20 protein-coding genes are annotated in these 25,691 nt (G+C 46.4%); 11 read left to right on the forward strand and 9 right to left on the reverse strand.

Features of this window, described 5'->3' with window-relative positions:
• Positions 1–21 precede the first annotated feature (21 nt).
• Both aguA and J7439_RS15895 read right to left on the reverse strand, forming a co-directional pair.
• Positions 22–1,113 (reverse strand): agmatine deiminase, encoded by a 1,092-nt coding sequence (gene aguA / locus J7439_RS15890; protein ID WP_209202959.1) that lies wholly within the window; start codon positions 1,111–1,113, stop codon positions 22–24.
• A 58-nt stretch (positions 1,114–1,171) separates the two neighbouring features.
• On the reverse strand, positions 1,172–2,563 hold the full coding sequence (locus J7439_RS15895; RefSeq protein WP_209202960.1) for an APC family permease: 1,392 nt from the start codon (positions 2,561–2,563) through the stop codon (positions 1,172–1,174).
• Positions 2,564–3,168: 605 nt separating this feature from the next.
• Here J7439_RS15895 and ptcA point away from each other — a divergent pair.
• The 3 genes from ptcA (at position 3,169) to J7439_RS15910 (ending at position 7,326) form a co-directional block, all read left to right on the forward strand.
• Positions 3,169–4,215 carry a putrescine carbamoyltransferase gene (gene ptcA, locus J7439_RS15900; RefSeq protein ID WP_209202961.1) on the forward strand — a complete coding sequence of 349 codons (1,047 nt, stop codon included), beginning with the start codon at positions 3,169–3,171 and terminating at the stop codon, positions 4,213–4,215.
• Positions 4,216–4,294: 79 nt separating this feature from the next.
• Positions 4,295–5,203, forward strand: a complete 909-nt coding sequence (gene arcC / locus J7439_RS15905) for a carbamate kinase (protein ID WP_209202962.1) — start codon at positions 4,295–4,297, stop codon at positions 5,201–5,203.
• A 185-nt stretch (positions 5,204–5,388) separates the two neighbouring features.
• Positions 5,389–7,326, forward strand: a complete 1,938-nt coding sequence (locus J7439_RS15910; protein ID WP_209202963.1) for an acyl-CoA synthetase — start codon at positions 5,389–5,391, stop codon at positions 7,324–7,326.
• Positions 7,327–7,416: 90 nt separating this feature from the next.
• Here the strand turns inward: J7439_RS15910 and J7439_RS15915 are convergent, their stop codons facing one another.
• Entirely contained in the window at positions 7,417–9,318 is a 1,902-nt protein-coding gene (locus J7439_RS15915) for an NEL-type E3 ubiquitin ligase domain-containing protein (RefSeq protein ID WP_209202964.1), read from the reverse strand.
• A gap of 580 nt (positions 9,319–9,898) precedes the next feature.
• Between J7439_RS15915 and J7439_RS15920 the strand changes: the two genes are divergently transcribed.
• Positions 9,899–11,356: a coniferyl aldehyde dehydrogenase gene (locus J7439_RS15920; protein ID WP_209202965.1), complete on the forward strand. Its 1,458-nt coding sequence runs from the start codon at positions 9,899–9,901 to the stop codon at positions 11,354–11,356.
• Positions 11,357–11,380: 24 nt separating this feature from the next.
• A complete protein-coding gene (locus J7439_RS15925; protein WP_209202966.1) occupies positions 11,381–12,985 on the forward strand; it encodes a GMC oxidoreductase in 1,605 nt (534 codons plus the stop codon).
• Between the two features lie 347 nt (positions 12,986–13,332).
• On the opposite strand, the gene J7439_RS15930 is transcribed toward J7439_RS15925, so the two are convergent.
• Complete coding sequence (locus J7439_RS15930; protein ID WP_209202967.1) at positions 13,333–13,695, reverse strand: hypothetical protein; 363 nt, start codon at positions 13,693–13,695, stop codon at positions 13,333–13,335.
• A 382-nt stretch (positions 13,696–14,077) separates the two neighbouring features.
• Here J7439_RS15930 and J7439_RS15935 point away from each other — a divergent pair, with 382 nt between their 5' ends.
• Positions 14,078–14,968, forward strand: coding sequence for a LysR family transcriptional regulator (locus tag J7439_RS15935; RefSeq protein ID WP_209202968.1), 891 nt, complete (start codon positions 14,078–14,080; stop codon positions 14,966–14,968).
• A 285-nt stretch (positions 14,969–15,253) separates the two neighbouring features.
• Here the strand turns inward: J7439_RS15935 and J7439_RS15940 are convergent, their stop codons facing one another.
• Complete coding sequence (locus tag J7439_RS15940; protein WP_209202969.1) at positions 15,254–16,483, reverse strand: NADH:flavin oxidoreductase/NADH oxidase family protein; 1,230 nt, start codon at positions 16,481–16,483, stop codon at positions 15,254–15,256.
• Between the two features lie 186 nt (positions 16,484–16,669).
• Positions 16,670–17,104: an acyl-CoA thioesterase gene (locus J7439_RS15945; protein ID WP_209202970.1), complete on the reverse strand. Its 435-nt coding sequence runs from the start codon at positions 17,102–17,104 to the stop codon at positions 16,670–16,672.
• A 261-nt stretch (positions 17,105–17,365) separates the two neighbouring features.
• Here J7439_RS15945 and J7439_RS15950 point away from each other — a divergent pair, with 261 nt between their 5' ends.
• Together J7439_RS15950 and J7439_RS15955 are read left to right on the forward strand one after the other, a co-directional pair.
• On the forward strand, positions 17,366–17,827 hold the full coding sequence (locus J7439_RS15950) for a hypothetical protein (RefSeq protein WP_209202971.1): 462 nt from the start codon (positions 17,366–17,368) through the stop codon (positions 17,825–17,827).
• A 21-nt stretch (positions 17,828–17,848) separates the two neighbouring features.
• Positions 17,849–18,268, forward strand: a complete 420-nt coding sequence (locus J7439_RS15955; protein ID WP_209202972.1) for a hypothetical protein — start codon at positions 17,849–17,851, stop codon at positions 18,266–18,268.
• Positions 18,269–18,865: 597 nt separating this feature from the next.
• Here the strand turns inward: J7439_RS15955 and J7439_RS15960 are convergent.
• The gene (locus J7439_RS15960; protein ID WP_209202973.1) at positions 18,866–19,774 is read right to left on the reverse strand and encodes a LysR family transcriptional regulator; all 909 of its coding nucleotides are present in this window, start codon (positions 19,772–19,774) and stop codon (positions 18,866–18,868) included.
• 153 nt (positions 19,775–19,927) lie between these two features.
• Between J7439_RS15960 and J7439_RS15965 the strand changes: the two genes are divergently transcribed.
• From J7439_RS15965 to J7439_RS15975, 3 genes are all read left to right on the forward strand, one after another.
• Positions 19,928–20,764, forward strand: a complete 837-nt coding sequence (locus J7439_RS15965) for a sterol desaturase family protein (protein ID WP_209202974.1) — start codon at positions 19,928–19,930, stop codon at positions 20,762–20,764.
• A gap of 71 nt (positions 20,765–20,835) precedes the next feature.
• Complete coding sequence (locus tag J7439_RS15970; RefSeq protein WP_209202975.1) at positions 20,836–21,000, forward strand: rubredoxin; 165 nt, start codon at positions 20,836–20,838, stop codon at positions 20,998–21,000.
• Between the two features lie 11 nt (positions 21,001–21,011).
• A complete protein-coding gene (locus J7439_RS15975; RefSeq protein WP_209202976.1) occupies positions 21,012–22,199 on the forward strand; it encodes an FAD-dependent oxidoreductase in 1,188 nt (395 codons plus the stop codon).
• A 124-nt stretch (positions 22,200–22,323) separates the two neighbouring features.
• Here the strand turns inward: J7439_RS15975 and J7439_RS15980 are convergent, their stop codons facing one another.
• The gene (locus J7439_RS15980) at positions 22,324–23,643 is read right to left on the reverse strand and encodes an OprD family outer membrane porin (RefSeq protein ID WP_209202977.1); all 1,320 of its coding nucleotides are present in this window, start codon (positions 23,641–23,643) and stop codon (positions 22,324–22,326) included.
• Between the two features lie 203 nt (positions 23,644–23,846).
• Entirely contained in the window at positions 23,847–25,676 is a 1,830-nt protein-coding gene (gene uidA, locus J7439_RS15985) for a beta-glucuronidase (protein WP_209202978.1), read from the reverse strand.
• Positions 25,677–25,691 lie beyond the last annotated feature (15 nt).

Genomic DNA, 25,691 nt, shown 5'->3' on the forward strand with positions numbered 1-25,691 from the left:
TCCGTCTGGCCCGATGACTGGCTACACAGCAGGCACCTGCTGGGTAATACAGTGAATGTTACCGCCGCCAAGCAATATCTCTCTGGCATCGACACCAACCACTTCATAGCCGGGGTAGATATCTTCCAGCAATGCTTTTGCCTCTTCGTCGTAGGCGGGATCCAGCAGTGGCAGAATGATCCGCATATTGGTAATCAGGAAGTTAGCGTAGGAACCAGCCAGACGCTCACCGGCGCTGCGTTCCATGCCTTCACAGATATCGATACCACCAGCCTCATCTTCCAGGATGTAGAGTGGGCCGGGAATATGCATCTTATGAATCTTCAGCTGACGACCACGGGCGTCTGTTGCTTCAGACAGCACCCGGAAGGCTTCCTGAGAGATCTCATACTGGGGATCATTCTCATCGCTGCACCAGGAAAGAATCACTTCACCCGGACGAACCACGTGAATAAGGTTATCCACATGCCCGTTGGTTTCGTCGTTATAAAGACCCCGTGGAATCCAGATCACTTTCTCGATGTTCAGGTAGTCACCCAGAATCTCTTCAATCTCAGCCTTGCTCAGATGAGGGTTACGGCTTTCATGGAGCAGGCACTCTTCGGTGGTAAACAGGGTGCCTTCACCATCGACATGAATGGAGCCACCTTCCAGAATTAATGGTGCACGGTAATGGTCATCACGGTTGATCTCGCAGATTTTCCGGGCTACCTGGTCATCCCGATCCCATGGGAAATAGAGCCCGTCAACCAGGCCACCCCAGGCGTTGAATTCCCAGTCCACACCACGACGCTCACCTTTATCATTCACCACATAACTTGGACCAATATCACGCATCCATGAATCGTTCGTGGCCATCTCCACCACACGAATATGCTCTGGCAACATTCTACGAGCATTGTCGTACTGTGCGGCAGACACTGCCATGGTCACAGGCGTCACTTCGGCAATGGCTTTGGCAACATTGACGAATACCTGCTGTGCTGGCTTACCGCCGTAACGCCAGTTATCAGTCCGCTCTGGCCACGCCATCCACATTTCTTCGTGGGGTTCGTGTTCACCAGGCATACGAAAACCGTCTTGTTTTGGAGTGCTTTCCCGGGATTTGCTCATTTGTCTTTTCCTTACTGCTTTATTGTTACAACAATTGAGTCATTAAACATTGGTTTGCTCAGGCGGTGGCCACTTGCATGCGTCTGGTTGCTGTGCTCAGTATCCATTCACCAATACCAATCGTAATGGCGATACCCAGGGCAACAGGCAGAGAGTAATTCCAGTCAACATTGCCATTGCCAATGTCCGGGAAGACAAAGAGAACAACGGCCTGAACAATAAACAGGAAGCAGATGGTGCTGAGTACGGCCTGAACGGCTGTGCTTCCCGGTACTTTGTAAGGGCGCTCTCTGTGAGGATCGCTGATACGCAGTTTGAAGAACGCCGGGAACATAAACAGATAAGGCAGCAGGAAGATGCAGGACGAGAAGGCAAAGATTGACCAGAACAACTCGTCACTTTCACCGGAAGTCAGGCCATAGAGCAGGATAACCACGGTAGATACCATGCCGGTAATCATGTTCGCGCCCACCGGAGTTTTGTGGACCGGATGTTCTTTAGCGACAAATTCCGGAAGTTCACCCGCTTGCGCCGCTTCCATGGCGGCACGGCTGGCACCCATCGTCCAGGTGGTCATATTGGCAATGAACGTCAACAGCGCCAGTGAACCAATGCCGTATACCATGAATTGGCCAAAAGCACCGTCACCAAACAGAGTTCTCAAAGTGGAGACAATACCGGCAACCAGACCAATCTCTTCTACTGGCAATGCCAGCAAAATGCCCAGGGTTCCGAAGACATAAAGCCCGGTGACAATGGCTGCGGAAATCAGAATGGATTTGGGAATATCCCGGCGTGGGTTTTTGATTTCCGAGCCCATGCAGGCAATCAGCTCAAAGCCCATCAGGTTGAAGATAATAACCGGCAGGAAACCAAGGCCTGAATCAATAGAGGGCATCATTGAACTCAGGGTAAATTCATTGGCAACACCGTTCTGGCTGGCATACCAGAAGCCGCCGACACCCAGAACCACAATAACAGTAACCTTGAACAGCGCCCCAAGGTTGGTTACCCAGACACCGGCATCCACAGAGATATTACAGATCCAGATAGTCAGCCAGGTCAGGCCAATACAGATAAGGATTTGCCACCAGAGCCCAAGGTCCGGAAAGAACATCTCGGCAAACATACCGGCAAACATAATGTATACCGCAGGCATCCAGAGCCCAACGTTAATCCAGTAGAACCAGGTGGTTCTTACTGCCCACTTGAAGCCAAAGGCTTTTTTTACCCAGTCGTATATTCCGCCGTCTCCGGGATAGGTTGTGCCAAGTTCTGATGAGATAAGGCCGTAGGGAATCACAAAAAGAACCAGCGTAATAAGCCACCAGACGATCGATGATGGACCGATTGACGCACTGGCCGTCAGCCCGTCAACCACCAGTACAGCGCAGACGCTGAACAGGGTCAGGCTGGGCAACCCCATTTTCCCCGTTGCTTCATTGGACATAATTGTTTCCCCTTTAAGGCAGCTATTGGCCGCTTATTATTCAATCCGGCAGTCAGTTACCGGGATCAGCCAGCTTTCTGAATGCGGGATCAGCAAAACATCGATTTATTTTCAGCTTTATAAACATGATAAATATCGGTTTATTTTTGATATTGATCTAAATCATTTATTTATTCTTATTTGTTGTGAAATTTAAAAAAACGCTGCCCGCTTCCCGCTGCCCGAAAAAGACAGGCCGCTTTTTAGGTGGCAGCTTGCAGGTGTCCGGCGACGGGTGGTGACCTTAACAAGTCTCAGTCAAATGTGGAACTTATTCCCAGGTGTTTTTTTCGTGAGATTCAGTCCTGGGCGCGTCTGCTATTTATGCAAAAAATTTCATCAGAATTAAAAATAAGATCAATATTTATCAATATTGATCTGAGTCAATACTGATAAATATCGGGATTTTATAGTGTGCCCAACGACGAGAGCACAGACGACAACAGTGCTCCTAATGCATCAGTTTCCAAGACCTGCTGATGGAGACACCATCAGTTCCAAGAAAAGTCAGTTGCACTGCTCTGGGCAAACAGGGCGTGCACTCCATAAAGACCAGGAGTATTACCATGAAACTGCCATCTTCCAGTGCTACCGACCTGCACAAGCCAGAACTGAAGCACTTCCTGAAAACTCAGGATTACACCCGTGAAGATCTGGAAGGCATTCTGGAATTGATGAGCCTTCTTAAAGAAGCCCGCAAGGCCAATGCTGTTCCTCAATTGTTCAAAGGCAAGTCCGTTGCCATGATTTTTGAGCAGCCATCTACCCGTACCCGCGTTTCCTTTGAAACCGCAGCCACCATCCTGGGTGGACATGGACTGTTCCTGTCACCAAAAGATATCCACCTGGGTGCGAAAGAGAGCCTGGCAGACACTGGTCGTGTACTTTCCCGTATGTGTGACGTTATCCTGGCCCGTGTAGATGACCATAAAACGGTCGAAGGCCTGGCTGAACACGCCTCTGTTCCGGTTATCAATGGTCTCTGTGACTGGCTGCACCCAACCCAGATGATGGCTGACCTGTTCACCATGATGGAACACCTGCCTGAAGGCAAGAAAATGGACGATCTGACCGTTGCCTTCGTTGGTGATGCCACTAACGTCTGCTCCGACCTGATGTTCTGCTGCACCAAATTTGGCATGCACTTCAAACACATTGGCCCTGAAAAGTATCAGGCTCCTCAGCTGTGGCAGGATATCGCCAAAGAAAACTGCGAAATTTACGGTGGTCGCCTCACCGTGACTGACGACACCAACGAAGTAGAAGGCTGTGACATTATTGTTGCTGACAGCTTCTACTGGTTCGGTCAGGAAGCTGAAAAAGAAGAGCGTCTGGCTACCTTCATCCCCAACTATGTGGTGACTGAAGAGATGATGGCCAGAGCCGGTGAAAATGCCATGTTCATGCACTGCCTGCCTGCCAATGACCAACGCGAGTGCACCAGGGAAGTCATGGATGGACCACGCTCCGTGATCTTTGACGAAGCAGAAAACCGCCTGACCGCACAGATGGCCCTGCTGGTTTACCTGACTCATAAGCATATTGAAGTGCCAACTGAAGAAACACTGGCTTACCATCAGGATCGTATCGAAACCTTCCTCAGCCGATTCTAATCAACCGTTTTGGTGGCCCGACTTCGGGCTGCCATTTTTGTTTCTGATTCAACCTCAATAAATCATAACGAGGGCTTTTATGGATAAGCCTATTCTGGTTGTCGCTATCGGTGGTAATGCACTGCTGCAGCGTGGCGAGTTAATGAGCTGTGAAAATCAACGGAAAAGTGTTGCCGCCACTGCCCAGTCACTGGCCAAACTGAGCGAAAATTATCGTCTGGTTATTGTGCACGGTAATGGCCCGCAGGTTGGCCTGCTGGCTTTGCAAAACCTCTCTTATCGTGACTGCCCGCCATACCCGATGGATGTTCTGGGCGCTGAAACCCAGGGTATGATTGGCTATTTACTGGAGCAGGGCATCCGCAAAGAACTGCCCCAAGCGGAAGTGACCACCCTGGTGACCCAGGTTTTGGTGGATGCCAATGATCCGTCTATTGCCGATCCATCGAAGTTTATCGGTCCTGTATATGACAGGGAAACCGCTGAAAAGCTGGCGGCAGAGCATGGCTGGACCATCAAACCCGATGGTGCTTACTGGCGTCGTGTCGTTCCTTCACCGGCTCCGGTCAAAGTCATGGAAACGGATGCCATCAAGTGCCTTCTGGATCGCAACCATATTGTTATCTGTGGCGGCGGCGGTGGTGTACCAGTGGTAAAAAATGGCCCGGACATTGAAGGTTTTGAGGCCGTTATCGACAAGGATGCCACAGCGTCCATGCTGGCTCAGGAGATCGGGGCTGCCGAGCTACTTATTCTGACCGATGGCGCTCATGTGTGTGTCGACTGGGGCAAGCCAAGCGAACGACCATTGACTGATGTTACTGTCGCCGAAATGAGAGGCTATGCCTTCGCTGCCGGATCTATGGGACCCAAAGTGGATGCCTGCTGTGCCTTTGCCGAGAAGACCGGAGGTATTGGTAATATCGGTGATTTATACCATGCTCTGGATGTGATGAACCGGACGACAGGCACCCGTATCCACCGTTAATCTGAACAACGCCTGATGGTTAACTACTTAATCATCAGGTTCTTTTTCAGCACCTATTCGATTTCTTGCCAATGGCACCTAAACCTTTTCATTTAAGCTAACCCGCCCATTGCATTAGCATATTTCTTTAACGCAAATCAGCACTATGCAGTAAAAATCGCAGTGACAATCTGAGGCAGTAGCTAATGAACCCAATAAAAATAACATCGTTACAAGATTTAGAGCAGCTGGAAAAAGATTACCCCTATGAAAGCCTGAGTCAGTTTGAAAGCACTTACGAAGCTATTATGACCAGCGCCCATTTGCGCCCCGGCAAAACCGCCTTATCCTTTTTTTTAAAGGGCAGTGAATACGCTTCAGCCCATACCATAACCTATGGGTCATTGATTGCTCATATCAATCAGACCGCCAACTTTTTCCACTCCATTGGCTTGGGCCCGGATGATGTTGTGGCATTTATCATGCCCAATCTGCCGGAAACTCATTACGTCATCTGGGGTGGTGAGGCTTGCTGTCAGGTATTGGCCATCAACCCATTATTAGAGTCAGAACAAATTAAAGATCTGATTAATTCTGTCAATACGAAAGCTGTGGTTACCATGAATCCAATGAAAAACATTGATTTATGGCCCAAGCTGGAACCCATTATTCCGCAGCTGACCAGTGTTGAACATGTGATCGGTGTAGATATCGCACACTATGTACAGGGATTGACCGGTCCAATCGCCAGAATGATTCAACGAAGGATGCGTAAATCCATTTCCATGCCTGCCGGTAAAACCTATTACAACTTTACGCAAAGCATCAAAAAACAAAATGCCGATCAATTAATGTTTGATCGACAGTTCACCAAAGACACCATTTCATCCCTGTTTTGTACCGGCGGAACCACCGGTTTGCCAAAAATTGCACGTCGCACACACGCTAATGAACTGTTTAATGCCCGCGCATTGCAAATGATGAGTCAAAGTACCATGACATCGGAGAAATCCATACTGGGGGGCTTGCCCCTGTTCCATGTCAATGGTGCCCTGGTCACCGGACTGGTGCCGCTGATGATCGGTGCATCCGTCGTTATCTGCACACCACAGGGCTACCGTGGCGAAGATGTTTTTCCGAATTTCTGGGATATCATTGCGCACTTTAAAGTATCGGCATTCAGTGGTGTGCCCACGGTATACTCGACCCTGATGAACTACCCAACGAAGGGTAAAGACTTATCGTCATTAGACGCAGCCATCTGTGGCGCTGCACCGTTACCCGTGGAAGTGGCCCGTTCATTTCAAGAGGCTACCGGCGTTGAAATCCTGGAAGGTTATGGGTTAACAGAGGCCACATGCGCATCCAGCTTGAATTTATTGCACGGCAAGAAAAAGATTGGCTCTATTGGTATACGCATCCCCTATCAACAAATGGTTTGTGCTGAACTGAAAGACAATAAAGTAGTACGTATTTGCGATACCGATGAAATTGGCGCACTGATCATGAGAGGGCCTAATTTATCGTTAGGTTATCAATTGGAACATCAGAATGAGGGCCTGTGGGTCACTGACGACAATGGTGATACATGGCTCAATTCCGGCGACCTGGCACGACAGGATTCCGATGGTTACTTCTGGCTGACCGGTCGTAAAAAAGAGCTGATTGTTCGGGGTGGCCATAATATTGAACCAAAACTGATTGAAGAAACCATGTGCAAGCACCCCGACGTCGCTTTGGCAGCAGCTGTTGGCCGACCGGATGCCCATGCAGGTGAAGTGCCGGTTTGCTATGTACAGATAGCAGATAACAGTCAGGTGTCAGATACAGAGCTATTGGCTTTCGCCAGTAAAGAGATTCAGGAAAAAGCAGCTATTCCAAAAGCCGTTCACAAGGTCACGGAGCTGCCATTAACCGCCATTGGCAAGGTATACAAGCCCAAACTTGAAATGCAGGAAATTGAAAAGTGTGTCACTGCCCTGGCCATGAAGGAGCTGCCGGAAGTACCTGTAAAAGTGGTGGTAAAACAGGACCCCAAATACGGCGTTCTGGCAGATATTAATCTGGGTGAGTGTGATACGACAGACAAGGCGCAATTTGAAAAGCTACTGGGTAGTTATACGTTTAAGTCTGTTCTGTCTTAGTTTTTATAATTATCAATTCACGAAAACCTGAAAACCACAGCAGGTCCGGTTCTGCTGTGGCAGGTCATCAGGTGACACTCAGGCACCCGTTCAGTCTTCATCTTTTGCAGGGGCGGGAACCGCCTCTATGAGCTTTTTAACATCCGACCAGTCCAGTGGGGTTCGGGTGTAAGGGTGCAGACCATCGAGCATGTAACTATTGACGAGGCCGTAGTAACTGAAATGTTGATTACCCAGACCAACCATCTCATCGGTTTTTACATTAAGTAAAGAACAGTCATCAATACGATCTACAGTCATCGGTTCAAGTTCATCAAAGGGCCGCACTGCCTGCTGGCGCTGAAATTTCTGCCAGGGTTCCCACTGGGCGAGAAAGTCCTCAAGCGCTGCTTCCGTACAGGATTCTTCAATGTTGACGCGAGCCCTGGCAATGTCCTCATCTTCCACCAAAGCACACTTACGGAATAACATATTTTGGGTTGATCCGGGAATCTTGAAGAACTTGCTTAATTCAATCCGAAACGCGAGTTCAACCTCAATCTCATCCACCAAGGTAAGTGTTTGCATATGTAATCTGGCGATTGCCTTGATCATTTCCAGAATCATCATTTGCAGACCCAGCGCCTTCAACTCAGTGGAGTCATGCTTTTCAACCGCCATGGTTTGGGCAGATGTCAGTAATTGCATTGTTTCCAGGTCATCCAGGGCCAGGATAACCCGGTCATCACAGGAAATGCCAGCATAGGATAAACGATCCAGAGCATCATCCCGAAACTGGTCATTATCGGCCAGTAATGACATGACCGCCATTACCCGTTGGGCCAGGACAGGACGGGTAGCCAGGTTCTGGTAATCTGCAGTGCCTGTCAATCGCTCCAGAAATTCAGTAAGGCGATCGTCAGGGACAAGCGCCGGTGTTTCGGAATCGGTTGATGCCAACTCCCTCCAAAATTCCAAGCCTTCTTGCAGTGATTCAAACACATGCTCAGAGTTCCCTCTGCCCATGCCATAATGAATCTGCACTCCTTCGGGTTGCGGCATGCTGGACATACGTTGACGTAATTCATCAGACAACCCGGTATCAAAAATATAGACTACGCGGAGGCAACCATCTTCAATTCGTCCCAACTCCATAAACCAGTTAGGCAGTGCTGTCAGGCTAGTGCAACCATTAAGATACAGGTGGCCCCCACAGAATGGATTCGCAGGCAAAACTCTGAGGTCGGTGCAATAGGTAAGAGAAACACTGCCCCTTACGAAGAGCGTATCAGGCAGTTCAACCAGACGGGTCTCATCGAGATAAAGCTCGTACGCAGAGAGATTCCCGGGCAGTTCCCTGAGTCCAGTACAACGCCGGAGTGACAAAGCTTGCCCCACATTAAGGTCATCGGGCAGCTTAATGAGGTCTTCGCAATCATTAAGGTTAAGGCTTGCCTTCACAGTAAGCTTCTTGGGTAGCTCCGACAGCTTGCCGCAATATGCTAAATTAAGTCCGCCATCAAAGGTGAGATCCCCAGACAGGCTCTCCAGGTTGGGGCGATTTTCAAGTTTACAGTCGCCTTTGATGTGGATTTTCCCAGACAGAGTCACCAGGTCGGTGCTACCGAGCACAGAAAAATCGCCATGCACGGTGAGTTTTCCGGATATGTGTTTCAGGTTGACGCAATCGGTAAGAACAAAGCTCCCCGTCACGGTGAGCTGCATGGGTAGGGCGGCTGCCGGGCATTTGTCAATTGCAAGGTTACCCACAACCAGGTAATGGACATCGTTGGAAAAATTCCCCAGCAGAATTAACTCCTTCATTTCATCCGGGGTAACCGTTATTACCTCAGTGGCAACACGATCTTCCAATGATGCAGTTTCTGATGAGTAACAAGCTGTTCCAGACTGCGGGATATATGGTTGACGTTGACCATCTTCATTATTGTTATCAGCATATGACGGTGTAGTTGCTACAGGTGTAGTGCCTGAAGCCACTGTATTGGCATCCATAATTCCTCCTTGTATTGTTAACTTTATTTAATTGCTTGATAAACCATTTACAGTATTTTAAATGATTAAGTTACCTACCCCCGGATTTCATTCACGCCTAAATTAAATAGACTTGAAGTCATTCCAATCAAGTAAAAAATACGATTAAATTGAGAGTTAAAATTCTTTAATCAGTTAATCACTTGCTCCCGGGTAAATTAATAACCAATTGGTCATTAACGATAACATCTTGCCGAAACCAGGAAAAAGATAAGTTCTTCGTCCTGCTATGCCTTTTCTTAGGGTAGACATTAAACGCCTACTCCCCCGCTTGGGTAAGTTAAAGATCGAACCACGAAGGTCACGAAGAGCACAAAGAAGAGATTTTCTTTTCCTTCGTGCTCTTTGTGTTCTTCGTGGTTCCATCCGAAAACCATTGAAAATGGAGGGGTAAGCTTAATGTCCACCCTAAGTATGCCTTTTGTTAGCAACCCCTCCTTAAAGTATTAATTATCCGTTAACAGCGGATTTTTATATGCTTGAAGCGATAAAAATACTCTGGTTTTCGACTGGCTCGATAACAAAATGGCAGGTAGCGAATATGACTTCTATGCAAATTCCAGGGCAAATTCATGAATATCAGCGCCTGAGTCATTTGTTAACCCGGCAAAAAGCTGCCTTTTTAAACCAGCCCATGCCCAGTGCCAGGACGCGAATAGAAAAGCTGAATGCGTTAAAAGCATTAATCATTAACCATTCCGATGAAATCGTGGCAGCCATTAACGAGGACTTTAGCAATCGTGCAGAGTCCGAAACCATGCTGGCAGAAATATTTCCATTGCTGGACGCCATTGAGTACAGCAAGTCCCGCATCAAAAAATGGATGAAAACCGAACGTCGAAAAACACCTCTTAATCTGGCACCTGCCAGCGCTCATGTGATGTACCAGCCTATGGGGGTTATAGGTATTGTTGTGCCCTGGAATTTCCCAGTGTTTTTAGGTTTATCGCCCCTGGTATCAGCATTGGCGGCAGGTAACCGCGCCATGATCAAAATGTCGGAATTTGCACCCGGAACAGCGGATTTAATGCAGGCATTAATTGGCAGGTATTTCTCAGAAGACGATGTCACTGTAGTTACCGGTGAACTGGATGTAAGCACTGAGTTCACTAAATTACCCTTTGACCATCTGGTATTTACCGGTGCTACATCCGTGGGCAAGATCGTTATGAAGGCCGCCTCGGAACACTTGACACCGGTGACCCTGGAACTGGGTGGTAAGTCACCGGCCATTATTCATGAGTCATTCCCTATAGAAGAGGCTGCTGATCGATTGGCCTTTGGTAAAGGTATGAATGCTGGTCAGATTTGCGTGTCACCGGACTATATCTTCTGCCCGGAAAACAAACTGGATGCTTTCGTCAATGCCTTTATCAAATCCATGAGCCAGGCCTACCCGACCTTGCGTGATAATAAAGACTACACGGCCATTATCAACGATCGTCAGCTGCTCCGGCTAAAGAACTACCTGGACGATGCGAAAGAAAAAGGCGCGACCATTGTTGAAATCAATCCTGCCCATGAAAGTTTCGAAGGCACTCGTAAGATGCCTATGACCCTGGTACTGAATACCAATGACACCATGCTTATTGAACAGGAAGAAATTTTTGGTCCGCTGATTCCAGTGAAAACTTACCACCGAATTGAAGAAGCGCTTAAGTATGTTCATGACCGTGATCGGCCGCTTGCTCTCTACTATTTCGATTACGATAACAAGCGTGCCGAAACCATATTAAGCCAAACCCACTCTGGCGGTGTGTGCGTCAACGATACACTGAGCCATGTAGCGGTAGACGATGCACCATTCGGTGGGATCGGCCCCTCCGGCATGGGGCATTACCACGGCAGAGAAGGCTTCGTGAACTTCAGTAAAGCGAAAACCATCGTGCGCAAAGGCCGGATTAATGTGACCAAAATGGTGGCTCCACCCTGGAACAACGCCATGTACAACATGCTGGTCAAATCGCTTTGGTTTAAGTTTAAGGTGTTAAAGCGGTAATCGATAATTAAAAAATTGAGAAGTATGATGTCGACAATAACAATAAACGACATGCACTATGACTACGTCGTCGTCGGTAGTGGCTTTGGCGGTTCAGTCAGTGCGTTACGCCTTAGTCAAAAGGGCTACAGGGTCCTGGTTATAGAAAAAGGAAAATGGTTTAAGGACCATGACTACGCGAAAGGTTCCTGGAATCTTTCCAAATGGCTTTGGGTTCCTACCATTGGCTTCCGTGGCATCATGAAGTTAACCATTCTTAAGCATGTGACGGTCTATTCTGGTGTTGGTGTAGGCGGTGGTTCATTAGTTTATGGCGCTACTCTTCCTACCCCAAAGGATAAATTCTTTAGCACTGGCACCTGGGCGAAGTTAGAAGACTGGCAACAGGTACTTAAACCCCATTACGATGAAGCCCTGCGTATGCTTGGGGCCACTCCCAACCCTAATCTGACCGATGCTGATCAGGTCATTCAGGATCTTGCCAAAGATATTGGCAAAGAAAAAGATTTCCACAATGCCAGGGTCGGTGTCTTTTTTTCAGACCGGCAGGATAAAAGTGACTTTGTCCCAGACCCTTACTTCGACGGTGAAGGGCCTGATCGCAAGCCCTGTATTGAGTGCGCATCCTGCATGACCGGTTGCAGACACAATGCCAAAAACACATTAGACAAAAACTATTTGTACCTGGCGCAAAAATCAGGGACGGATATCATCTCCGAACAGGAAGTGGTGGACGTACGCCCTTTGGATAAAACCAATGGCAAGGCAGGCTACGAGATTACCTTTACATCTTCACGCATGTTATCCAGCAGAAAAAAGCAACGTGTCACGGCCAATGGTGTGGTTTTCTCCGGTGGCGTGCTGGGTACGGTAAAGCTGTTACTGAATCTTAAGCATAAAAAGTCCCTGACAAACTTATCCGAGGTGTTGGGTGACCATATTCGCACCAACAATGAGACCGTTACGGCGGTGACTTCATTTAAAAAAGACGTCGATTTCGCCCGGGGTGTCACCATTGGCTCTATCCTGCATACGGATGACAACAGCCATTTGGAGCCCATCAGTCAAAACAGGCGTGCAGGCTTTATGAAGCTGCTGAATGTTCCAAGAGTAACGGGCAAGAATTTCCTGAACAGATGCCTTTCACTGGCAAAAACCATGGCCGTTGAGCCCATCAAAAACCTGCGAGTACTGCTGACCCCTGATTGGGGAAAAAAGACCATCTATTTGCTGTTTATGCAACAGTTGAATAGCACGTTATCCTTTCAACGGGGAGTCGGCGGCATCATCAGCAGTACCACAGGAATAGGGGAAGCACCCTCTTGTACCATCGAAGAGTCCCAGGCACTCACCAGCAAAGTAGAAAAAATTACAGAAGGTAAAGCCTCATCTTCATCCCCAGAAGCGCTGTTAGGAACACCAACCACGGCACATATTCTGGGGGGTTGTGTGATGGGCGAGAATCGATATACCGGTGTTATCAATAATAAAGGCCAGGTCTTCGGCTATGAGAATATGTATGTCTGTGATGGTTCCGCCATTTCCGCCAACCCGGGCGTTAATCCGTCACTGAGCATTACTGCTGTATCGGAATGGACCATGAGCCATATTCCCCATAAGAGTGCTTAGTGTGTATTCGATATGGCATATATATTGAATAGCAAGGTTGGAAAGCTGCCCTAGGAGGCTGTCCGAGAATAGCGCCCGTAGCGAGGATGGCAGAAAATTGAGGATAAAAAGTCGGAAATTTTTAGTGAATAGTGGTTCTATTTGCTAAAAATTTCCGACTTTTTAGACCAATTTGCTGCCACCGCAGTAGGGCAGACTATTCTCGGACAGCCTCCTAGTGCAGCTAAGTGCTGATACCCATACAACCGTCACCCCCGCGAAGGCGAGGATCTACTGCCGACGATGGATTGCCGCCTTTGCGGGAATGACGGCGGTGGTGTTGGTATGAATATTAACGCTTTTCTGCACTATGAGGCTTCTTGTCGCTCCTCTGCATCAAGGCTGGCACAAACATGCTCATAGATAAAACCCCCGGGGCTCAGTAAATGATTACAAGCAATCGCCACAGCAGTTATTCCCGCCGTTGACAATATCAGCGCAGGGGCAAGGGCGTTATTCTTTTCTAAACGTTCGGTTAAATCTGTATGAAGTGTCAGGTAAGATAAAGCACGGCCCATGAAACACCCGGTATAAAATGAAACAACCCGGCCAAAAGCCCTTGCTTTCGCCCTTATATGGGGTGAAACGTTTGCTGATGGAGGATTGACCACTGCTCTATGGGCTCCCTGGTAAACCTCTCCTACACCCCAGGCTTGCGTAGTAATAGCCATCTGATAAGCACAATTCGACAATGTATAGAACCGATCAACATTTCCTGAAAAGTTTGACATCAGCTGTTGATCAAAGTTCAGTCATATAAGTAGCTAACCATATGAAATCGTATATTTCTGACTCCTTGTGCTGGCACTCTGCTTCGTTACAACTCCGGTCACATAGCTACGGCTATGCTCCCTCCGTTGTGCCTCGCATAGTACCAGCCCAAGTAGCCAGAAATATTCGATTCCATATGGCCAGCTACTTAACCCGCCTAATGATTTCAATCCTCCTTTTTATGAAATATCCGGGTTAAGCAACTGACCACTGTATATTTCACAGGAACACATATAATATGCCTGAAACATCAGCAATACTCATGTTCAGGGCGCTAATGACGTGATCGACATATCTGATATTCACATGATCAAAGTGGTTACTGAAGTAGGCAGTATCAATAAAGCCGCCGAGATATTAAGTGTTTCACAGCCAACCCTGAGCAAAAAAATCAGCCGCCTTGAAAAGAAAGTAGGTGTCGAACTTTTTAAGCGGGATAGCGTGGGCATGGTACCCACAGAAGCCGCCAAATTTCTGATTAAAGAAGGCAATGGTCTCAGAGCTCAGTTGAAAGTGATTGAACGTCAGCTGGAACTTATGTCAGATATGGTGGGCGGTACGGTAAGAGTGGGGGTTGGCCCCATTATCGAACAGCAGCTGTTAGCCAGAGTATTGCTTGATTTTGCTGAGAGAAATTATCAATTTAAAATTTCTGTCGTCACCATGTCGGCTGATGCATTGCTGGATCAGCTGAAAAAAAGCAAGATTGATCTGGCGGTTGGCCCCTTTGTTAATGCTGATGTTCCGGATGATATTGTCGCCCCACTGAAAACCTCAGAAAAACTGGTGGTGGCAGTGCGACAGGGTCATGACGCAATTGGCAGACAGGTCGTGAATTTACAAGAAATATCCAACTACAAAATCATTACGCCTAACATACCTGCCAGCCTGGGCGGACAGGTTATGGTGTATCTGGAAAATGCCGAATTAGAGCCGGACATCATTTGCGAAAGTTACACCATGGCAAAATACATCGTCATGAATTCCGATTATGTGACGGCTGGACCAGAATCTTTATTTCTTAATGAATTTGCATCCGGCGAGCTGGTGAAACTGGAATTTCCCTATGATGTGTATTGGCAGAGTCAATGCCTGGTAAAACCGGAAACCTTATTAATGCCTATTGTAAAAGAGGTTGTGGATCTGTTTGCCCAGTATATGGATGCGCAGTAATCAGTGAAAAGAGAAGCCCCGGAATGAATACGCTTAAAGTGCAATGACATTGACTTAAGCTTAAAAGCCCCGCAAACATGGGGATTGATACAGGTTGAGAGATTTGAATTGGAACCACAAAGCACACAAAGAGCACTAAGAAGAGCTTTTCTTTTCCTTTGTGCTCTTTGTGTGCTTTGTGGTTCAAATCGCAGGGTGCCTTAAAGCCTACGTGTGGCAAGACTTTCACTCTTAAGTCAGTACCATTGGCTTAAAGAGGGCTTCCCGGCCACAGACTAAAGACAGTCACGCTCGAACACGTTTTACCTGTTGGCCCCGTTTCCAAAAGTTGTATAGCACTTTAAACGCGGAGAAAGCACCACGAACTCTGGTTTTTGGGGGTAAGCCTTCACTCATCCGGCGAATTTGATCGGTGTACCAGCTGATTTCCATGATAGCCATATCATCGATCTTTTTAATACCCGTGGAAATGGGTTTTACGCTGGAGCGGTAGTTAGTGCCAGACAGCAGATTGTTGGCAAGATTGGGATCAACCACAAACGGTCGCGCCAGGCCAATCACATCCACTGCGCCGGATTGAATCGCTTCTTCCATCGCCTGCTGGCTTCTGAATCCACCGGTAACCATGATCGGTGCCGATACATTCTTCTTAAGCTGTTCAGAAAATTCGAGGAAATACGCTTCACGCTTCTTCGTGCTTTCTTTTTGCTCGCCCCGTCGGTTTACCGGGTTTTCCCAGCTACCACCAGAAACCTCAATCAGGTCGATGCCCATTTTATCCAGATGCTTACACACCTCGATGGATTCTTCTTGAGTGAAACCACCTTTCTGGAAATCTGAAGAGTTTAATTTAATGCCGATACCAAAATGCTCACCCACCTCCTCTCGAATGGATGCGTAAATTTCTTTGACAAATCTCATACGATTCTCAAGGGAACCGCCCCATTTATCGTTACGCTTGTTGTGGTTTGGCGAGAGGAATTGGCTGATTAAATAACCGTGGGCGCCATGTAGCTGAACGCCATCGAATCCCGCTTCCTTTAGAATCAAAGACGTCCTGGTGAATCGGCGAATAATGTCTTTGATCTCTGTCTCGGTCAGTTCCCGGGGCGGGATAAACATATCGCTCGCCAGGGGAATTGCAGAGGGTGCCAGGGGGGCATCATTGAGAAATTTAGGTGATTGCTTGCCCGGATGGTTAAGCTGAGCCCAGATTTGACCACCTTTGGACTTGGCACCTTCAACCCATAACTCTAACAGTTGAAAATCCTCATAATCTTCCACGGCCACGGCAAGGGGTTCATTGGCATGGCGTTTATCGACCATTACATTACCGGTGATAAGTAGCCCGGAGCCACCTTCCGCCCACGTTCTGTATAAGACCTCAAATTGTCGTACAACACCGCCTTTGCCGGTGGCGATGGCTTCATTCATGGCTGATTTGCAAATACGGTTTTTGAGTACTGAACCAGAACGTAACTTTAGTTCTTCTGATAAAGGCGATGTGGTTGTCATATACGTTCTTCTGACCTCATGGATTAATAACCATGGTTATTATTTCGTAAGACTTCATCCCGTGGTAATGAACTTATTTTTCCTGTGCACCAAACAAAAGGCATTGGATAAAAAGTTAACAATAGCCCGTGTTACTGCCTGTGTTGTGCCCGTTTATTTCTACCAAGTACGGTTTAATGGACTTGATTACAGGCCTTCCACATTGACTTCATAATCCTTTATGGCATTTCTGATGAAGTCGGGTATTCTGGCGGATATGCCTTTTTTATAGTTACACCAAATACTCGGCACACTCGCGGTAAAGACCGGTTGTTCTTCGCCTTCTCTATAAATAGCAGCCTCAATAATAGCGCTACTGTTTCCGACTTTAATGAATCGTGTACCTATTTCCAGCTGTGTGGGGTAGTGGAGCTGCTCATTAAATTCACAGTTTAATCCTCTCATCACCCATCCCTGTTCTGAATCAGGCCTCAACTCAATCTTCAGTATGTTAAAAAAGTAGTCCAGACGTGCAGATTCAATGAGTCGCATATAAGCGGCATTATTCAAATGCCCCAGTTGATCACAATCTCCCCAGCGGACAGTATCTTGATAGAAGTGACTAAATAACTTTCGTTCCATGGGACATACTCTCTGGATTGATTTACCTCAACAGGCTGAATATTCAGAGCAATTTGGCTTAATTTAACGGCCCATGAAATATACCTAATGACCTGGATTCCGGGTAATGAACTTATTTTATCTGTGCTCCAAAAAAAAAGCATACACAGGGCTGCTGGATTATGCACCAGATTGTCAGGGGGTCAAAAAACAATTCACTGTTTATCAACGTGTTTACTTCCTAAGATAATTGAAAATAAGAAAAGCATGACAGGTGAACAAATGAAGTCCATCCGCGTGATGTGTACTATCCAGGAAGGTTCTCTTGGGTATACCAGAATCAAACAACTGGAATCCTCCATAAAAGATATATACCGGAAGCACTTTGGGTCTGACTATAAACTGGTATTTATGTGGTTAACCTTGCCCTATGGACAGGCCTATCTGGCCGGTAAGTTATCTTCCGCATCCAGTGTACAACTGCCTGTGCAAGATGACCTGCCAGCGTCCAGGCGGCACCCTTTTATGTCGGAAGTGTGCGCTAAATGGCAGGAGATTACCGGCTGCACGCAGGATCAGATTATTCTGGCATCCAGTGATTTTTCAGAGTCGGAAAAATTTCAGCAGGGTTTGGTCAAACGATTCAAACCGTCCAAGCGTAAATCTACCATGCTGAAAATGCTGATGCGCTTTATGATGGGGCGTTTGAAGAAAGGCTATTACAACACCAGTGTTACGTTATAAAAATAAATCAAGGATAGCACTATGCCACTATATACTGTTACCACACCAAAAAGCTTACCGAACTCCAGGCGTGTTGAATTAGCTAACTTGATCATGAATGTTCATTGCGGTCTCACAGGCGCTCCGGAAACATTTGTGAACGTCATGTTTTGGGAAAATGCTACTTTAAACGACGGTGTCGCCATGCATGTTTATGGCGGTATACGAAAAGGCCGAACTGCTGAGATGCGAGAAACATTAGAAAAGGAAATGGCCAGACGCATCTGTCAATTGATGATCCTCACGGATAAAGAGCTGGAAACCGACATGTTTGAGATGCCTGCTCAATGGATCATGGAAGGTGGAGAGATCTTACCCGAACCCGGGGAAGAGCACTTATGTGAGTGGCTGCAAAACGGGCACGGGACTGAACATAATCAGAAATCTTTCATTAGTTCATAGCTCTTGAATGTTTTCAGATAATGAGATATCTCCTCTGGCTTGAAAGTCCGTAAAACACGGGTCATTAATGCGCCATTTTCAAGGGATTCAGCGATAGGCTCAGGTAATGGGTTGTCAGAATAGACTGATAGATGCTCAGGAAAGTAAGCCAGTGCAGCTTGTTCATTCAAATATTACAGAGCCTGATAGAGACGCCCTGTTTCCAGGCCCTTTTCGGGTTAAGCCAGTATTCTGGACAACTCACAAGCTGAAACCCTGAGACTTTCTACTGATTTTTCCTTTGAAACAATCATCGTCCAAATAATAGTTTTTAAAATTAATTTGACAAAGCCCCTGACATCGAACTGGAAACATCTGATGCAATCAGCCGGAATGAGCACCGGTGGTGGCATTAAAAATAATTAACTTAAAAATCAGTGTTCACAGCATTAAGACAAAAAAACTAATAAAACGTTCATCTCTACTGCAGAAAAACCAAAAAAAGTTCTACTACACTAAAACACCTCTTCCCTTCCGGGAGAAAATGCGAAAAGAGATCAGTCCGGGTGAGGATGGCTCTCAGGGGCTTACCAGAGACCCTGGCTGTCTAACCTGAGATCACAGGTTAGAAATGGTTAACAACTGTTGTCTAAACCATTTGTGAGCCTGATTGTTAACCTTGTCTTGATGGTAATACATATAAATTGGCACTCTATCCAGATCAAATGGCAGTGCGTGGATGGCAATGGGCAAAAATGATTGAAAGTACTCTGCTAAACGTTTTGGAACAATGCTTAGCATATCAGTCTTGCTGACAATTTGTGGTATGGCCAACATGTTCGTGACTGTCATGGTGATATTTCGCTTCAAGCTCTTTTTGCCCAGGATTATTTGAGTATGAGAACCACGGTGGTCTCTTGGCCTTACTGCCACGTACGGGAGTGAAGTATAAAGTCCGGTGCTGAGTTTATCCCTTAATATGGGGTGAACATTCGATGCAATGACCACAAGTCTTTCTTCATAGAACAGTTCTTTAACCAATTCCTTGCCCGTAATCGGCAGGTAGTCAATGGCAATATCAATTTCACCTGAACGGATTAATTCAATATTAGTGGAATTGCTTTCAGGATAAATATCCAGTGACACGTTAGGAGCTGATGCCCTCAACATCCGGATAAAATCCGGTAGATCTATAAGTTCAGCGTATTCATTAACCGAAATGGTAAAACAGTTTTTCGCCGTTTCAGAACAAAATGTATCTACTGGCGTTAGCTGACTCTGAATTAGATTTAATGCTTCTTGTATGGGCTGTGTCAAAGACTTCGCTTTGGGTGTGGGGCGCATGCCTTTAGGCGCTCTGACAAACAGTTCGTCTTCAAAAAGATCTCTCAATCTTGATAAGGCATTACTCACTGCAGGCTGGCTCAAGTGCAGGCGTTCAGCGGTTCTGGTTAAGTGTGCTTCTTCAGACAGGGCATGGAATACAACCAGAAGATTCAGATCGAAGTTTCTTAAGTCTTTACTCATGCCCCTACCCCTTATTTTTTGGGATAATTTTAATCATCATCCAGATCAATGATCAACATTTTAATAATCCATTGGATGAATAACCTGACCGGATATAACATCACAATGATCAGAAATCTAATAATAAAAACAAATAGTTGAAGGAAGATTTCGATGGAAACGATCATTGTAGGTTCATTTTTTATCATATGTATTTTATATGAATGGCTAACCGGTAATTACAAGGCAGAAAAGTTAAGCAAGGTTGATCTGAAAATGGTAGCCCTGTGTATGGGGGCCATTAGCCTGGTTCAGCGACCCCTGGTCATGGCTATCATTTTTGCCTTGGCAGGTTTTGCCCTGGGTAACCACCAAGGTTCCCTGGCATTTCTGGAAGAGCAGTATTTTGTCTGGACGTTAATCGCCTTCATCTTGTTAGAGGAGTACTTCCACGGTGTCGGGCACTGGCTTGCCCACAGCCGAACGTCACGATTTAAGCTACTGCGTCCCATTCAAAAAATATTTAAAACCGCCCATAGACCTCACCATTTAATTGGTAATGATGATGAGAAAGCTCAGATGACGGTAGGGCAAACCTTTGTCGAAGGTTGGGCCTATTGGTTCGTCATGCCGAATATCTGGTTTAGCTTCATTGCTTTGTATTTGGGGCTTACCGAGGTATTCCTTGTGGGTATGATAATAAAAGGGGTATGGTCACTGCATGTTCATACCAACTGGCATTATGACCTGTATTTTTTGAATCATAAAAACCCAATCCTTCGTAACCTGTTTTATGGTTTGGCTCATATTCTTACCTTTCCGACGACACATCACCAACACCACAGCAGGGGCCCGAATTCAGCCAAGAATCTTCATAATATGCTGGCCATCTACGACTGGTTGATTTATGGCACGCTTAAGATTGAAAAGACGGCACCGGAAAGATTGGGCTGGCGTCAGAACGAGGACGAAAAGCGTTCTGCTTTTTATCGCTTTACTCGCACCTATTAGTTAGTGAATAGGAAAAATTTGTCCGGGTAATCTATCGGAGATTACCCGTGTTGAGATTGGCAGGTTGTATTATGAAAAAATGGCAATGTGTAATTTGTGGCTGGATTTACGATGAGGCCCAGGGTAGTCCAGCTGATGGCTTAGCTCCGGGAACAACCTGGGAAGAGATTCCTGACGATTGGGAATGTCCTGACTGTGGCGTCACCAAAGAAGAATTTGAGATGGTAGAAGTCTAATGGAGACCCAGATGAACACCTATGATGTGGTAATAATTGGGTCGGGATTAGCGGGTCTTACCCTGGTTAAAGAAATCAGAAAATTGGATAAGGACAAGTCCATTTTGGTGGTAACCTCCGACCAGGGGGAAAGCTACTCAAAGCCTATGCTTTCCAATAGCTTTAGCAAGGGTAAACTGCCAGCTCAGCTTGTCATGGCTACCGCACAAGCGTTGGAAAAGCAATTTAATATTCGAGTATTCAATCAAACCAGGGTAGACAGTATTGACCCCAATGCTCAAAGAATCACTGTTAATGATCAATACATAGATTATCACCAATTGGTACTGGCAACTGGTGCGGAATGCAGGCAGTTACCGATAAAAGGGAAAGATATTGAAGAAGTCGTCTCTATTAATGATCTTGAGGATTACAGGCGATTCCGATCATTGGCAGAAAATAAAAGACGAATTCTGATTATGGGTGCAGGCTTGATCGGGTGCGAATTTGCTGATGATCTGATCGGATCAGATCATGAAGTGCATATTGTTGACCCCAGTGAAACGGCACTATCAGGCTTAATTCCGGAAATTGCCGGTAATGCATTAGTCAAAGGTCTGGAAGAAAGCGGCGTTAAGTTTCATTTCGGAACCAGCGTAAATGAGATTATTAAAAAGAGTGATGGTATATGCGCGGTTCTTAACAACGGTCTGGAATTAGATACAGACGTCGTGATTTCCGCTGTTGGATTGCAGCCAAACACAAGCTTGGCGGAGTCCGCTGATATTTCTTGTAATAGAGGAATAGTGGTTAATTCATTTTTAGAAACCCAGATCAATAATATCTATGCTCTGGGAGATTGTGCTGAAATAGACGGTAAGGTAATGCTGTATGTGATGCCATTGATGAAAAGTGCTCGAGCTTTGGCTAAAACAGTCACAGGAAAAAGAACAGAAGTTCAATTTGATGCCATGCCTATAGCAACGAAAACACCATCCTGCCCGATAGTGGTTTTACCACCGCAGGAAAATGAGGGTAACTGGGTTTTTCAATGTAATGGTAAAGATGTATTGGGATTGTACAAAAAGAATGATGAGCTTAAGGGGTTTGTACTCACCAACCGACATGCAGATTTAAAAAATACTTTATTAAAAAAACTTGATCCTGAAACTCCCAAAAGAAATCCTGCAATGGACTTAAGCCGTATAACTCCAGGTTAAATGACAAATGAACGCTGGATACCATATGAAGTGGAACGAAACCTGGCGAGCAGGTAATTGAGAACTGTTGAGGATAGCCAGTACCCATCAACGGGCACTGCTATCAAAAACAGGTATTGTATGGCTAGAAAATATCCACCGGGTAGTGAACTTTCAGCATGATGTCGTAATAATCCAAATTGCCGCCGCGCTGACTATCCGGATGACCATCAACCCCTTTACGGTCTTCAGTGGCATTGCTATAGACGAAGGTGGTTTCCAGGCCTTTCAGCTCACCCTCTTTCACTTTATGCATCAACAGCAATGTGCCGCCTATGCCTTCCTGCTTAACGGTTTTGGTATAGTCTTCATATCCATCCGTAAAAGTCACCAAACCACCTATTTTCAGGCTTGGCGTCAAATCATACATTACTCCCAACTGCCATGAAAACATATCCTGCCCGTTGCGATCGATACTCTGGTCGAAGACGTAGCCGATATCGGTATCAATTTCCAGCACGGGAAGAAGCTTATTACCGGCTTGACCAATGGCACCAGTTAACGTCCATTGATCCAGCATCCACCAGGCGACGGCAGAAGCAAGAAAAGTATCATCGTTGCCACCAGTCATGGGTGCATAGGTATCCTTGGAATACCCTTTGGTTTTTGCGTAGTAAAAGCGGGATTCCGCACGCATCATACTATTAAACGGCATGGCCCATGTATGACCTGCTTCAACCTGGAACTGGTCGGCTTGATCATCCATTCCCTGCCAACCAAACTTCAGATTTGAGTATGCGGTTTGCCACAAAGCAGCAAAGTTATAGGTGGTCTTTTCATCGACAGTGACAAATGCTCCATCCACAAAGCCGATTAATCCGGTATCCTGCCAGGATTTCTTATATTTTCCTGCTTCTTTCGTGGACACCATGCCATACAGGTGAATATTATCAGCAAAATCGCCACGCCATAATATACCTTCAGCCATCGTTGGATCGGTTCGGTTTGATGAGTGGTCAATTAACGGGACCATGTGGTCTAATGAGCCGTGTAAATAGTCGGTGCCAAATTGACCTATTTTGAACTGGGCCCAGTCGGCCAAATCCAGATTAATACTCACGCCGCCGATGGTTGCGCTGTCATGGCCATCCAAATAGAACCTGGTTGATTTGTCTTCGTCAGCTGCAAGCTTTTGAGTATGGTATAAAGAGGCATCAATGCTGATTTTATCGTTAATTTTGCCGCTGGAAAAATCAAAGAGATAGCCTTGAACCCAAGCATCTATCTTTGGTCCGTAAGGAGCATCAGCACTGGGACGATCAGCTCTTCGATATTCATTTTTCAGTTTAAGCTTTAAGCTGGAATCTTCAATAAAATCGGCTGAAACGGTTAATGATGTGCAGGTAATGGTGATAGCCAATATTGATTTATTGAAAATCTTTGATGCATGACGACGAATAGCCATACTATTTTTCCCAAATAATTAATTCATTTGAAAGGTTGGTTTTAAATTGTTTATTCAAATATTTTTATTTAAACATGGAGATGTTTGGTGACACTTTAATCTATTAAATTGTTCTTACCATCACTCGTTTTGATTTTTTTAAAATGAGCCTGAATGACATTCAGGCTCGTGAGTCAATAAAAACTTCTGAGAGTTTTATTAAATTACTTGTCCATTGATTCTTTGTAGCCAAAGTCACTGATTGAATCCCAGCGACGCTTCAGGTGGTGGGCAGACATCTTGGGTTGACGGGTACGGGTAAACGCCCCCTTCTTATTACCATCAACCCGAAGAAAACCTTCCCAGGTCTGGAAGTCTGCAAAATTCCACATCTGCTCACCAACCACCGCAGAACACCCGTCAAAGGCTTCATGCTGCTGATCAAGGTACTCGCACTGGTACTCTTCAGAGAATTGCACGCTGGGCAGTTTGTGGATACCGGCGACAGTATCCGCGCCGTACTCAGTGATGACGATTGGCTTGCCTTCATTGGCCCAGCCTGTCAGCTCCTGACTGAACACCTTTGCGGCATTGCGCTGCTCCAGGCCGTTCATCATGTACCAGCCGTAATAACGGTTCAGACAGATCACATCGGCAAACTTGCTTGCACGACATATACCGTATGGTGCCAGCATAAAGTTAATCAGGGTCAGCGGACGGTTCTGAGGGTCAAGCTCACGGGAATATTCAAAAATCTCTTTAAAGTAAGACTCAGAGGCTTCCTGGGAAGTATCCGGCTCATTAGACAGGGACCACATGACCACGCACGCGTAGTTTTTGTCACGTTGGAACAGTTCGCGGATGGCTTCTTTCTGAGCAGCCATACCCTCGTTCTGTACTTCAGGGCGGTCAAAGAACTTGGACTGAGAAGCACCACCGGTACCGGCAGAGATAAAGTTCATCAGCGCATCAAACTGACCAACCGCTGCGGTCTCATTGATGACCACCAGACCTTTGCGTTCGGCCAGCTGCATAAACTCTTCAGAGTATGGATAGTGAGAGGTACGGATAGAGTTGGCACCGATCCAGTCCAGCAGCTCCATATCACGCAGGTTCAGCGCAGCATCGTAACCACGGCCACGAATGTCGGAATCTTCGTGTTTACCAAAACCTTTGAAATAGAAGGGTTCGTTATTGATCAGGAACTGAGTACCCTGAACTTTAACAGTACGCACACCGACAGTCTGTGGATACTGGTCAACCAATTGGCCATTGTCGTTAATGCTGACTTGCAGCGTATACAGGTAGGCATTACCCGGCTGCCAGAGTTTAACGTTGTCGATCTTCAGAGAGCCTTCAGCGCCTTCACCGTTGGCAACAACTTTGCCGTCTTCATCCAGGAGTTCAACCGAAACGTCGCCATTGCCCATCGTGCTGACCTGGTAATCCACTTTCCCCAGGCTTTTGTCAAAATCAGTGATAACAGTGATATCTTCAATACGGCTCTTGGGCAGCGCCATCAGCTTAACGGCACGGTGAATACCGGCATAGTTAAAGAAGTCAAAGAACGGCTTAACTTCTTTGGTACCGTCCATGTGGGTAGTAACCTTACCGGCAGGGATGGTGGAATAGCTCAGCTCATTATTGACCACTACCACCATTTTGTTCTTTTCGCCAAAACGAACAACGTCGTTCAGTTGACCCGCGAAAGGCATATAGCCGCCATCGTGGCTCGCGACTTCCACACCATTCACATAAACAATGGCACGGTGGGTAGCACTGCCAAAGCGGACGAATACATCACGACCCTGCCATTCTTCGGCAATGTAAAAGTCAGTTTCGTACCAAACATCACCACAGTGATCACGCAGTGCCTTGTCGGTAGTGATGTCATTGTAACTGGATGGAACGGCCATTAACGTGGTATCAGTCAGGCCATCTTTCCAGCCATTGGTGCGACCTTCAGTTTTCCTGTCAACGCGGAATTTCCAGATGCCGCTGATGTCGATAATACGACGGGTTCTGGTTTCGTGCGGGTATAAGAAAGTAGTCATTTTTATGCTCCGTTT

The organism is Salinisphaera sp. G21_0 (assembly GCF_017744115.1).
In the GTDB taxonomy this organism is placed as follows: domain Bacteria; phylum Pseudomonadota; class Gammaproteobacteria; order Pseudomonadales; family Endozoicomonadaceae; genus Endozoicomonas.